The organism is Gemmatimonas aurantiaca (assembly GCF_037190085.1).
In the GTDB taxonomy this organism is placed as follows: domain Bacteria; phylum Gemmatimonadota; class Gemmatimonadetes; order Gemmatimonadales; family Gemmatimonadaceae; genus Gemmatimonas; species Gemmatimonas aurantiaca_A.
The window spans coordinates 924,855-937,983 of record NZ_JBBCJO010000005.1; the positions used below are offsets into that span (position 1 = coordinate 924,855).

Annotated in this window: 9 protein-coding genes; 6 read left to right on the forward strand and 3 right to left on the reverse strand. The window is 65.5% G+C overall.

Annotation, left to right across the window (positions count from 1 at the left end; translation table 11 throughout):
- The first annotated feature begins 16 nt into the window (after positions 1–16).
- Complete coding sequence (locus WG208_RS09750; RefSeq protein ID WP_337171149.1) at positions 17–652, forward strand: cyclase family protein; 636 nt, start codon at positions 17–19, stop codon at positions 650–652.
- Positions 653–733: 81 nt separating this feature from the next.
- Here WG208_RS09750 and WG208_RS09755 read toward each other — a convergent pair whose 3' ends face one another.
- Together WG208_RS09755 and WG208_RS09760 are read right to left on the reverse strand one after the other, a co-directional pair.
- Positions 734–1,849: a hypothetical protein gene (locus WG208_RS09755; protein ID WP_337171150.1), complete on the reverse strand. Its 1,116-nt coding sequence runs from the start codon at positions 1,847–1,849 to the stop codon at positions 734–736.
- Between the two features lie 65 nt (positions 1,850–1,914).
- On the reverse strand, positions 1,915–2,970 hold the full coding sequence (locus WG208_RS09760; protein ID WP_337171151.1) for a hypothetical protein: 1,056 nt from the start codon (positions 2,968–2,970) through the stop codon (positions 1,915–1,917).
- Between the two features lie 105 nt (positions 2,971–3,075).
- Here WG208_RS09760 and WG208_RS09765 point away from each other — a divergent pair, with 105 nt between their 5' ends.
- Positions 3,076–4,269 (forward strand): cysteine desulfurase family protein, encoded by a 1,194-nt coding sequence (locus WG208_RS09765; protein WP_337171152.1) that lies wholly within the window; start codon positions 3,076–3,078, stop codon positions 4,267–4,269.
- A gap of 2 nt (positions 4,270–4,271) precedes the next feature.
- A complete protein-coding gene (gene mnmA, locus WG208_RS09770) occupies positions 4,272–5,423 on the forward strand; it encodes a tRNA 2-thiouridine(34) synthase MnmA (RefSeq protein WP_337171153.1) in 1,152 nt (383 codons plus the stop codon).
- Here the strand turns inward: mnmA and WG208_RS09775 are convergent.
- Positions 5,347–6,597 carry a dicarboxylate/amino acid:cation symporter gene (locus WG208_RS09775; RefSeq protein WP_337171154.1) on the reverse strand — a complete coding sequence of 417 codons (1,251 nt, stop codon included), beginning with the start codon at positions 6,595–6,597 and terminating at the stop codon, positions 5,347–5,349. The two genes, mnmA and WG208_RS09775, sit on opposite strands and share 77 nt — an antisense overlap.
- 514 nt (positions 6,598–7,111) lie before the next feature.
- Here WG208_RS09775 and WG208_RS09780 point away from each other — a divergent pair.
- The 3 genes from WG208_RS09780 to WG208_RS09790 are packed head-to-tail and all read left to right on the forward strand — an operon-like array spanning position 7,112 to position 13,126.
- Entirely contained in the window at positions 7,112–8,512 is a 1,401-nt protein-coding gene (locus WG208_RS09780; protein WP_337171155.1) for an efflux RND transporter periplasmic adaptor subunit, read from the forward strand.
- Positions 8,505–11,621 carry a CusA/CzcA family heavy metal efflux RND transporter gene (locus WG208_RS09785; RefSeq protein ID WP_337171156.1) on the forward strand — a complete coding sequence of 1,039 codons (3,117 nt, stop codon included), beginning with the start codon at positions 8,505–8,507 and terminating at the stop codon, positions 11,619–11,621. Before WG208_RS09780 ends, WG208_RS09785 begins: the two co-directional genes overlap by 8 nt.
- On the forward strand, positions 11,618–13,126 hold the full coding sequence (locus WG208_RS09790) for an efflux transporter outer membrane subunit (RefSeq protein ID WP_337171157.1): 1,509 nt from the start codon (positions 11,618–11,620) through the stop codon (positions 13,124–13,126). Before WG208_RS09785 ends, WG208_RS09790 begins: the two co-directional genes overlap by 4 nt.
- Positions 13,127–13,129: the final 3 nt, after the last annotated feature.

The following is a 13,129-nucleotide window of genomic DNA, read 5'->3' on the forward strand; positions in this document are numbered from 1 at the left end:
CTCTGAATCGCCTGCCATGTGGCACGACATCTCGATTCCCCTCGGCGCGACCACGCCGGAATGGCCCGGTGATCATCCCTTCACCTGCGGATGGACGATGCGCCGCGAGGACGGTGAGAGTGTGAATCTGGCGGCCGTCACCACCTCGCTGCACGTGGGCACACACGCCGACGCACCGGTGCATGTACATTCGGCGTGGCCCGCATCGGATGCACTCGAACTGGGCGCATTCGTGGGAGACGCCATCGTCCTGCAACTGCCCGTCACGCATCCCATCGACGCCGACATCGATCGGGCATTGCTCGAACAGTTGCTCGGCGCACATGCGGCCACGCGCCTGCTCATGCGCACGGGATACAGCATTGCCGCCGGCCGGTTTCCCGACGATTGGCCCGCGCTCACTCCGGATGCCGCACACTGGCTGGTGGATCGTGGCGTGAAGCTCTGGGGTGTGGACGCGCCCAGTGTGGACCGGCGGAACAGCAAGACTCTGGATGTCCATCACGCCCTGCTGGGGCGCGGCACGTTCGTGCTCGAGAATCTCGATCTCGCCGACATCCCGGTTGGACACTACGAACTCATTGCACCACCACTGGCCGTGATCGGCGCCGATGCCGCGCCTGTGCGGGCGTTGCTGCGGACCAGGAACTGACGCGGCCTACCGACGCGATCTACCGGCGTCGCCAGATCACGATGACACCACCAAGGGCCTCATTCGCCCTTGTTTCTCAGATCATCCCTTCCCGCCCGCGCCTCTCCCGCCTGCCCGTTGCACAATGACCGCAAACCGTTGCATCACATTCTGCGGCACGATGAGGCTGTCGGCAATCACCGCCACCTCTTCCGCATCCGCCCAGGCGCGTTCCAGCGCGGCCAGCTCCCCTTCCATGGCCTGCCGTTCGCTCTCTTCGTTGACGGCCATCTCGAGCGCGAGACGCGCCGCGTGGGGAAGCACATTCACCGCACCGGTATCGCCGTAGCTCGATCGTGCCGCCCACGCACGCACCTGTGCCGCCGCCCACACCGGGTATGACGAGGGACCGCCGGCCTCTTCCATCAGCTTCACGCCGTCGGCGATCACATGTCCTCGTGCGCCACCCAGATTCGCCCGCGGCATCGCCCAGCGCAGCGTGCTCATGGCATCGGCGCCGTACAATTGCAGACGCCCCTGTTCGTTCTTGCCCTCACCCGACCAGTTCCAGCCCGTCCGGAATACGGAGGACGGCACCGGGCGCGTGTCGTCGGCGCTTCGCTGCAACGCATAGCCGATATCGATGCCCCACCCCAACTGCGTGTCGCTGATCAGGCGCGGCATGCCGAATGGCATATACCGTCCGCCATCGGGGAGAGGCAACACGGTCATCGATTGCTGCGCGTGCCGCAGGAGTGCCGCCGACATGAGAATGTTGAGCACCGGCACGGCGGCCGCGATCCCGATGCCCAGTGCCGCACCGCCAAGGCCCATGGCCCCCACTCCCGCCACCGCACCGGCACCCAGCAGCACCGCGCGTCGACGCCGCCGTCCGAATTGATCACCGTAACGCCAGGCCGCCATCTCGGGACGCTGTGGCTCACCGATGCGCACCAGCTCCGTACCATCGGGCAGACGCGCGAGACCGATGTGATCGGTGCTCACCCGCACGGTCGTCCCGCGGAAGGCGCGTTCACACTGCTCGATGGCCTCCCATCGTTCCTCGAACGGCGTGAGGTTCCAGCGTTCGCATCCGCGGCACACGATCCAGAGACGCCCCCGTGCGGCATCGAACGCCAGACGCCGGCCTACCGGCATCGCCTCGATCACGGCATTCGCATCGAGTGGCCGCAGACAGTGCATGCAGATGCGATACATGAGTCAGCGCATCGGTCGGCGCATGGCCCGGCCGACGCCCGGGCGCATCGCCACCACACACCGCTTCATCGCGACGACCGCCGCAACTCCTCGAGTCGCGATTCGATCGCCGCCGGGGTGAACATGTCGTCGGCGATCTTCGCGATCTCCTCCGCTTCACGCCAGGCCTGCTCCAGCAGTTGCAGTTCCCCTTCCATCGCGCGCCGCTCACTCTCTTCGTGCACGGCCATCTCGATGGCCAGACGCTGCTCGATGGGCAGCGAATGCAATGTGCCCGGCAGCTTCCGGATCTGAGAACGCTTGCCCCGTGCGCCCCACACTTCGTCACCCTGGCGGCGGCCCGATCGCTGCTGGGCCTGCAACAGCACTCCCATGGGCGATCCGGAGTCTTCCAACAGTTGCACCGCGCCCTGCACCTTGGCCGACGAACCACCGAACCGGTTCACCGTGGGCATGAGCCGCGCGGCGATGCGCATCGCGTCGTCACCCGTCAACAATGACGTGCCGCCGACATGTTCGAATCGCAACTGCAGCGGGGCATCGGGGCCCGCATGTTCGAGCGCACTCATGCGCGCATGCCGACGCTGCACATCCACCAGCGCACCGTCGGGCAGCCGCACCTTGCCGATGGACTTGTTCTGCCGGCCGTGAATGAGCGTCTCCCACAGCCCGCCGTTGGCATACACGCCCGCAAAGCTGCCGGCCGACGCGCCGAGTGCCATCACCCCGCCGATGATGGCCGTGGCGCTGCCCACGACAGCGCCGGTGATCAGCAGCTGCCGCTTGCGCCGCCGTCCGAACTGGTCGCCGTAGCGCCACGCCGCCATCTCGGGGCGCTGCGGTTCCCCGATGCGGATGATGTCGACCCCTTCACGCAGGCGGGCCAGTCCCACGTTGTCGGTACTGACCCGGAGACGGGAATCCCGGAACCGGCGCTCCATGGCCTCGATGGCTTCCCATCGCTCGTCGAGGGGCGACAGGTTCCAGCGGGCGCAATTCCGGCACACCACCCAGAGGCGCCCACGCCGCCCATCGAAGGCCAGCCGCGACCCCACGGGAAAGGGTTCGAAGGCCTCATTGCGACCCAGATCGGCCGTACAGTGGATGCAGGTGGTGAACATGGCCCGGGAACCGTGCCGGAGACGGGGTGAACGGAGACCCATCGGACCGCGCGACCTGGGGCACCATGGGTGCACCTCACCGCCCGGTACCCCTAATTTACGAGGATGACCCAACCCGTGTACCTCGACCACGCCGCGACCACGCCAGTGCGCGACGAGGTCATGGCCGCCATGGCGCCGTTTTTCGGCCCCCGCTTCGGGAATCCCAGCAGTGTGCATCGCTGGGGACGCGAGGCCCGCGTCGCGCTGGACGAGGCGCGTGAGCGGCTCGCCACCTGCCTCGGCGCACATCCCGACGAGATCTGCTTCACTTCCGGTGGTACCGAAGGCGACAATTTCGCCATTCTCGGTGCCTGGCGGACGCAGCGCGCCACGGGACGCACGGCAGCCATCACGACGCCCATCGAGCACAAGGCCGTCCTGGCGGCCGTGCATCAGGTGGCCTGCGAGGGCGGTGAGGAACGCATCGTCCGCGTGAGCGGTGATGGGCTGGTCGACATCGACCACTTCCGGACCCTGCTGGACGATCGTGTGGCCATCGCCAGCGTGATGTGGGTCAACAACGAGGTCGGCGTCATGCAGGACATCCCGACGCTCGCCGCGGAGGTGAAGCGGACGGGTGCGCTCTTCCACACCGACGCCGTGCAGGCCTTCGGCAAGGTGACGGTGGATGCGCGGCAGACGCCCTTCGACCTGCTCACGCTCTCCGGCCACAAGCTTGGCGCTCCCAAGGGCATCGGTGCGCTGTACATCCGCCGCGAGACGGCACTCGCGCCGCTCTTTCACGGTGGATCGCAGGACCGCGGTCGTCGGCCCGGCACGGAAAACGTGGCCTTTGCCGTGGGGCTGGCCACGGCGGCCGAACTGATGATCGCCGAACACACCGCGGAAGGTCGCCGACTCGGCGCGCTGCGGGACCGTTTCGAAGCGATGCTCCGCGCGCGCGTGCCCGACGTGATTTTTCATGGGGAGAAGGCGCCACGGGCGCCACACATCAGCAATCTCGCCATCCCCGGCACCGACAGTGAATCGATGCTGATGGCGCTCGATCTGCGCGGCATCGCCTGCAGTGCGGGCTCGGCGTGTCAGAGCGGCAGCGTGTCCGCATCGCACGTGCTCACGGCCATGGGCATTCCATCAGCGCAGGCCAATGCCGCGCTGCGTCTGTCGTTCGGCGCGCTCAGCACCGACGCCTGCGTGGATCGCACCGTCGACGTGATTGCATCGCTCGCGGAAAAGGCACGCGGTGGGGCAGCGCCGGTTGCCGGCGGGCAAACCTTCGCCGTCGTCGATTTCTGACCATGCACACGCTTCCGCCCAGGGGCGATCGTGTGCTCGTGGCCATGAGCGGCGGTGTGGACTCGTCGGTGGCTGCGGCCCTGCTCATGGAGCACGGCTGCGATGTGGTGGGCGTGACGATGAAGCTGCACGGTGACGGCGCCGATGTTCCCGACCGTCCCTGCTGTTCACTCGACGCCACCAGCGATGCGCGGCGCGTCTGTGAGAAGCTCGGCATTCCGCACTATGTCACGAATCTCGTCGATCACTTCGGACACGATGTGCTCGAGGATTTTGTGCAGGAATACGCCCGTGGACGCACGCCCATTCCCTGCGTGCGCTGCAACACCTTCACGAAATTCCGCGATCTGCTGCACAAGGCCGATGCCATCGACGCGCCCTGGCTGGCCACGGGTCACTACGCGCGCATCGGACGTCGGAACGGTCAGGCGGTGATGGTGCGCGGGCTCGATGCGGCGAAAGATCAGAGTTACTTCCTCTGGGGCATCGATCGACCGGTGCTCGACCGTCTCGTATTGCCCATCGGCGCACAGACCAAGGCCGAGACACGCGAGATCGCGCGGCGATTCGGCCTGCGCACGGCGGAGAAGATCGAGAGTCAGGACATCTGCTTCGTGCCCGATGGGGATCATGTGCGTGTGATCGCCGAACATCTCGGTGACGACACCCCCGCCCTGCAGCCCGGCCCCCTGCAACTCGCCTCGGGTGAGGTGATCGGCGAGCATCAGGGATTCGCGCGGTTCACCGTGGGACAGCGCAAGGGGCTGCCCGGCGGATTCGCGGAGCCGATGTTCGTCGTGGAGATCGTGCCCGAACGGCGCGCGGTGGTGATCGGTCCACGTGAAGCGCTGCTGGGCCGCGGCCTGGAGGCGCGTGAACTCAACTGGCTCGCCGAGGCACCGGGTGTTGGCGATCAGGTGCAGGTGCAGGTGCGCAATCGTGCCCGTCCGTCACCGGCGACCATCGTGGCTCTCGACGACACGGGCATCGAACTCGCCCTCGACGAACCCATCCAGGCCATCTCGCCCGGACAGTCGCTCGTGATCTACGACAATGAAGTCGTGCTCGGCGGCGGCGTCATCGAACGCGGGATGCGGACGGCACCGTCATCACGGCCACGAACATATCTGCCGTTACATTCAAGAGCGTCTTGAACATGTCGGGCAGTGTGTCGAGCGCGATCATGATCCCGATCCCCTCCACCGGCAGCCCGATACTGGTGTAGAGCGGCACCTGCAGCAGCATGCCGCCGCTGGGGATGCCCGGCGTGCTGAAGTTGAGGACCACACTCGACGCGGCCACCAGCAGCAGACTGCTCGTCGGCAGATCGATGCCGTACAACTTGGCCACGAACAGCGCACCCACCGGCCAGTAGATCGCACTGGTCAGTTTGAAGACACTGGCACACAACGGCAGCACGAACCCGGTGGCCGTGGGCGGCAGGCCGAGTACGTCAGTGGCGCCTTTCACCATGGCGGGCAATGACGCGAGTGAACTGCGCGACCCCATGCCCACCACCTGCGATGGCACCAGCGCGCGCGCGAAGGCCCGCAACGGCACCCGCCGATTCACCGCGATCATCGCATAGATGGCGATCGTGGCCACCAGATGCAGCACGATGATCACCATGATGTAAAAGCCGATCGCGCTCAGTGCCGATGCACCCAGCTTCTGTCCGAGCACGGTAGCCAGCGCAAAGATGCCCAGCCAGCCGATGGCGAGCATCCAGCGCACCACCACCAGCATCGTGTCGCCCATGCCCCGGAAGAACTCGAGCTGCGCGCGTCGTGGTCCTTCGTCCACACGACCGAGCGCGAACGCATAGAGCAATGTGAACAGGACGACCGGCAACAGTGTGCCATCGGCCGCGGCCTTGATGGGATTGAGCGGAATGAGACTCAGCACCCAGGTGCGCAGCGACAGCGCATCCGAAGGCGGAATGTCGATCGTGGCCGTGGCACGCAGCCGGTCGGTGGCTGCGGGATCGAGTTGCAGCGTTTGAAACCACAGCGGTGAAACGAAGGCCGAGAACGCGGCGCAGGCGACGAGCAGCACCAGCATCCAGCCGAATGCCCGCGCGCCCACCCGTCCGGTGATCGAGAGATCGCCACCCCCGGCCACACCCACAATCAGCAGCGGCACGACCAGCGGAATCACCGTCATGCGCACGGCATTGATCCAGCCCGTGCCGATGATGTCGAGCACGCCAAGCAGCGATGTCGTGGCGGACGATGGCGTGGCTTCGCGTGACAGCAGCATGCCCAGCATCAGGCCGAGCACGAGCCCCAGCGTCACCTGCACGCCCTGGGATCGCAGGGGGGATCCCAATGGGGATCCCGGTGGCGAGCGACGGGCGTTCGGTTCGGACGCTGGAGCGTTGGAGGGCGGGGCGGCAACCATAGCCCGCGAACCTACACGCCGTGCAGGTCTCGCGCGAGACGTCAGTCGACCGGCCGCTTCGTCAGGAGGGTGCCTGGGATGTGTCGTCCACAACGATCCTCCACAACGATCCTCCACAAAAGACAAGGGAGGCGGCGCATACGTTGGTATATCCCGGCAATGCTCATGTGCACCCGCAATGGCCTAGTCGCTGCAGCCGCAGTCAAGCTCCTTTCGTCATCGGGTCGGTAGCCTTGGCCGGGACGTTCGCGGTGCTGTAGTCGCCAGCTCATCTCAAAGTGGCGAAGCGGGCGTTGATCCGGTGCGGCGCCCCAGCGGCAAGTCCACAGGGACCCGATCAACTCGACATATCCAGTGACCTAACGCATCCAGCGTTCAACCGTACGCGCGGTCTGCCCGGCCGATGAAGAGCCTGCGCGACCGGCGTACTGGAGGAGGCCTCATGCTGCTCTACTTCGACCGTTCTCGTGGCGCCCTGCAGCGTGCCCTGCGAGCAGCCATTGCTGCACATCGCCCAAGCGCACTTCGTACCGCGGTCGCCGCGCAGGGTCATCGGGCGTGCGCCAAGGCACTTGCCGGCCTGTCGAGCCGGGTGATTGCAGATGCGCTCTCCATGCTCGCCGCGCCCGATCGAGCCGGAGTCCTGACCCACCTGCCGCGCGCGACACGCAAGCGACTGTCCCGGGTCGACAGTGTTGGCGACGGAGCGTCGTCCATCGCAAGGATGACGGCATCCCCCTTGGTGGGCATCGCGTGCGTTGGCTTGATGTTGGCTGGCTGCGATGCGAACCGGCCGGACGAAGCACTGCGCTTGGCGGAAACGGCCGGCGTTCAACGCGAGGGCACAGCCGTCATCGTGCTCCCGGCATCGCCCCTGCGTCAGAAACTGGAGGTTGGTGGTGTCGAGCAGGAAGCGTTTGCCCTGACCATCGACGCGCCAGGCGTCATCGAACCCATGCCCGAGAAGCTGGTGAAGATCACGCCACCACTGGCTGGACGCATCGTCCGCCTGCATAGACGGCTCGGCGATGCCGTGAGACCGGGTGATGCTCTGGCTACGTTCGATGCTCCCGACCTTGGTACGGCGTACAACGACCTCGTCAAGGCACAGGCAACACTCCAGCAAGCGCGCGCGGAATTCGCCCGCCAGAACGAGCTGCTGAGCGAAGACATTGCGTCGCGAAAGGACTTCGAGGCTGCGCACCTCGCCCAGTCGGCCGCAGAGAGTGACGCACGAGCGGCAGTGGACCGGCTGGCGCAACTCGGTGCCGACCCGCACGCCGCCTCCCATCGGGAGTACGTCCTGCGTTCACCCCTCGCAGGACGTGTGATCGAGATGGAAGGCTCCCAGGGCGGATTCTGGAACGACAACACCGCCTCGATCATGACCGTCGCGGACCTCTCGACCATCTGGCTTTCCGCAAGTATTGCGGAGAAAGACCTGGCGCAGGTTTTTGTCGGCCAGATGGCGCGCATCGTTCCGAACGCCTACGCCGACCGCGAATTCCGCGGCACGGTGCAGTACATCGATGATTTGCTCGATCCCGACACGCGAACGGTGAGAGTTCGCGTGGCCATCGACAACCCCAAAGGCCTATTCAAGCCGGGGATGTTCGCTCGCGTGAGTCTTTCGGGAGCCACGCGTCAGGCGCTACTCGTACCCGCCTCGGCGCTGTTGCAAAACGGCCTGTACACGCGCGTCTTCGTCGAACGGGAACCATTTCGCTACGAGTCCCGCGTCGTCGGTGTGGGCGCTTCGGCCGGTGATCGTGTCGAGGTGCTGTCAGGTCTGAAGGTCGGCGAGCGCATCGTGACCAGGAACGCGGTGCTGCTCAATGATTAGCAACATCATCACCACCTGCTTCCAGCGCCGCGGTATCATCTGGCTCGTCTTCACCTTCGTCACGCTGTACGGCGTCTGGAGCTGGAAGCAGCTTCCGGTCGAGGCCTACCCGGACCTCGCCGATGTCACCTCGCAGATCGTCACCCAGGTTCCCGGTCTCGGTGCCGAGGAAGTCGAACAGCAGATCACCATTCCTTTGGAGCGGGCGCTGCTCGGTACCCCGGGGATGCACGTCCTGCGCACGCGCAGTCTGTTCGCCCTGTCTCTGGTGACCGTCGTCTTCGAGGACGGCACGGACGGCTACTTCGCGCGCCAACGTCTCCAGGAAAAGCTGGGAGACGTATCCCTGCCCTATGGAGCAGTGCCGGGACTCGACCCGTACACGTCGCCCACCGGAGAAATCTATCGCTACACGCTGGAGTCGCCGACCCGCAATCTGCGCGAGTTGTCCGAACTGCAATTCTGGACGGTCATTCCGCGTCTGAAGAAAGTGCCGGGTGTCGTCGATGTCACCAACTTCGGTGGCCTCACGACACAGTTCACGCTGGAACTCGATCCGGCGCGACTACGCCAGTACGATCTCGCACTGAAGGAAGTCAGGGACGCGATCAATGACAACAATGCCAGTGGCGGTGGCAGCGTCGTGGATCGTGGTGAACAAAGCTACGTCGTTCGCGGCGTCGGCCTGCTTCGCTCGCTCGAAGACATGGGCAATGTCGTGGTCAAGACCAAGGGCGGTGTACCGGTACTGGTGAAGGACCTGGGCGTGCTGACCTACGGCAACGTCGAACGCCGCGGCATTCTCGGCAAGGACGACGATCCGGACACCATCGAAGGCATCGTGTTGTTGCTCAGGGAGCACAACCCGTCGCATGCGCTTGCCGGTATCCACGAGGCGGTGCGCGACCTCAACGACAATCTGCTGCCCGGGGATGTGAAGCTCGTCCCTTTCCTGGACCGCACCACACTCATCGACGCCACCCTGCGCACGGTGGGCTTCACGCTCGCCGAAGGCATGATGCTGGTCAGCCTGGTGCTGCTGCTGTTCCTCGGCAGCCCGCGCGCGGCGGCGATCGTCGCGCTGACGATTCCGCTGTCATTGCTGATCGCGTTCATCTTCATGCACCACTTCAAGATACCGGCGAACCTGCTGTCGCTTGGCGCGATCGACTTCGGCATCCTGGTCGATGGCGCCGTGGTGCTGGTCGAGAACATTCTGCGCCGACGGGAGGAGAACGAAGATCGCCCCCTGCAGGGGCGGGATGCGATCCAGGCGACACTCCAGGTGGCCCGCCCCATCCTTTTCGGCATGGGCGTCATCATCTGCGCCTACCTGCCGTTATTCGCCTTCGAGCGTATCGAATACAAGTTGTTCTCGCCGATGGCCTACGCGGTCGGGGCGGCGCTGATCGGCGCATTGATCGTGGCGCTGACCCTGACTCCCGCGTTGGCGTGGCTGGCCTTCCGCAAGCCGCGTCGCGTGTTTCACAACCCCGCTATCGACGCATTGTCGGTGCACTATGCCGCCTTTCTGGAGCGCACGGTGGGCCGGACGCGCTGGCTGATCGCCACATGTATCGGCGCCGCCCTGGCGCTCGGGGTGTTGTTCTCGACCATCGGGCGCGATTTCCTGCCTTACCTCGATGAAGGATCTCTGTGGCTTCAGGTGCAGATGCCGCCAGGCATCACGCTGGACAAAGCATCGGAGATGGCCAGCGAACTGCGGCGCGTGACGCTGGAATTCCCCGAGGTTTCCTACATGGTGACCCAGACCGGCCGCAACGACGACGGCACCGACTACTGGACACCTTCGCATATCGAGGCCAGCGTCGGCCTGCACCCGTACAAGGAATGGAAATCGGGGCTGACCAAGCAGCAACTGATCGCCAGGATGTCCGAGCGTTACGCGCAGATGCCGGGCTATCAGATCGGCTTCATGCAGCCGCTGATCGACGGCGTGCAGGACAAGCTGTCCGGTGCGCACAGCGACTTGACCGTGAAGGTCTTCGGCGACGACCTCGCCGAGGTCCGGGCTGTCGCCAACCGATTGGCCGAGATCCTCAAGGCCGTACCCGGCTCCGCCGACGTCGCGGTGGATGTCGAGCCGCCTCTGCCGAATCTGAAGATCGAGCTGGATCGAGCCGCCGCCGCGCGCCGCGGAATCAATGCCACCGATGTTGCGGACCTGATAGCGACCGGTATTGGCGGGACGCCGATTGGTCAGCTCCATATCGACGAAAGGAGCTACGACATGACCGTGCGCTTTCCGCCGAAAGACCGCGCCAGCCCGGACGCGATCGGCAATCTGACACTCCGATCACCAACGGGCGAGTGGATTCCACTCTCGGACGTGGCTCACATCGGCACGGTGACCGGCGAAAGCGTGATCGTCCGTGAAATGACTCAGCGCAACATCATCGTGCGCCTCAACGTACGTGGCCGGGATCTGGCGAGTTTTCTGGTCGATGCCCAGGCCGCTGTCGCCGGCGACGCTCACCACGACGCGAGCCGCATTCACATTCAGTGGGGCGGACAGTTCGAGAACCTGGAGCGCGCGGAGGCGCGACTGGCGCTGATCCTGCCAATGACCCTGGGGATCATGCTCCTGCTGCTGTTTGGCGAGTTCCGCAATCTGCATCAGCCGTTGCTGGTACTCGCGATGGTCCCGCTCGCGATGATCGGCGGTCTCGCGGCGCTGCATCTGCGCGACATGACACTCAATGTGTCGAGCGCGGTCGGGTTCATCGCGCTGTTTGGCGTGGCGGTGCTGAACGGCGTGCTGATGATCGCGCAGATCAACCGTCTGCGGCATGAAGAAGGCAAAGACCTGCGCGATGCCGTGCTGGAAGGCACTCGCAGCCGCATGCGGCCCGTTCTGATGACTGCGACCGTGGCCGCGCTTGGCTTGACGCCGGCCATGCTGGCCACCGGCCTTGGCAGCGACGTACAGCGACCACTGGCCACAGTGGTGGTGGGCGGACTGGTGACGGCCACCACGATGACGCTGGTGCTCCTGCCTTCGCTCTACCACCTGATCGAAGCGCACATGGCACGCCGTCAGGCGTTGCGCCCGGCGTCGCCCGGATTCGAACACGGAGCCTTTGCATGAACAACATCCTGCGCCTCATCGGATCCGCCCTGTTTCTCGCTATGGGCGGCTGCGCGGCAGGACCCAATTTTCAACAGCCACTGGTCTCGGCACCGCAGTCCTATGTCCCGACCCCGTTGCCGTCCGGGACGGCTTCCGCGCCCGGCATCGGCGGTGCTGCACAGCGGTTCGTGCAAGGACAGGAAGTTCAAGCGCAATGGTGGACTGTCTTCGGGTCGCCAGCGCTCAACGAGCTGGTGATGGCAGCTCTCCAGGCCAATCCCGATCTACAGGCGGCGGAAGCCGCCTTGCGCGCCGCACGGTCAACGGTCGCAGCCCAGCGGGGCGCGTACTGGCCTGGCGTCGATGCCGGTGTGAACACCAACCGGGAGAAGGTGGCGGGCCCCGTCAGTGGACCACTGGACGATGGCGACGTGAAGCTCTACACGCTGCACACCGCGCAACTCAGCATCGGGTACGTGCCCGATGTCTTCGGTGCGAACAGGCGCCAGGTCGAAGCACTCTCTGCGGAAGCGGACGTACAGCGCTTTCAGCGGGAAGCGGTCTATATGACCTTGGTCTCCAACGTCGTTGGTGCGGCGATCGAGGAAGCCAACCTGCGCGGCCAGATCGCCGCGACCCGCGACCTCATCAGTCTCTCGGCGCGGCTGCTAGATGTCACTCGGCGGCAGTACAACGCGGGCCAGGTCGGCGGTGTCGATGTCGTCGCACAGGAAGCCGCGCTGGCCAGGGTGCAAGTCACGCTGCCGCCCTTGGAGAAGCAGCTTGCCGAGCAGCGCAATCTCCTGGCGACGCTGATCGGCCGGTTGCCCGGCGAAGGGGTGCCTCAGCGGTTCGAGTTGGCATCACTTTCGCTGCCGGAGGAACTGCCACTCAGTTTGTCATCCCGCCTGGTCGAGCAACGTCCCGACATTCGGGCGGCGGAGGCGCAACTGCATGTCGCCAGCGCCCTGGTGGGTGTGGCGGCCGCCGCGCGGCTGCCCAGCTTCACGTTGACGGCCAGTCTGGGGCGTTCGTCGCTCGATTTCTCACAGATGCTTCGCAACGGCGGGGCCTTCTGGACCGTGGGTGCCGATCTGTTCCAGCCGGTGTTCCGCGGTCGGATGTTGCGGCTTCGGCAGCGAGCGGCTGAAGCCGCCTTCGATCAAGCCGCTGCGCAGTATCGCAGCACCGTGCTGACGGCCTTCCAGAACACGGCTGACGCATTGCAGGCGATCGTCAGTGACGCAGAAACCTTGCGCGCCGCCAGCGCCGCGGAGGCCGCCGCGCGGAGGAGCCTGACGATGACGCAGAGGTCGCGCGAGCTGGGTGCTGCCAGTCAGGTGGAGCTGATCGTTGCGCAACAGAACTACCAGGAGGCCGCAACGGCCCTGGTTCAAGCGCAAGCCAATCGTTTCACGAGCACCGTTGCCCTCTTTCATGCTCTGGGAGGCGGCTGGTGGCATTCGCGCAGTGAAACCGATGCCGTTCCAACCGCGGGCGACCAATCGCTCCGGCTTCACTAGCAC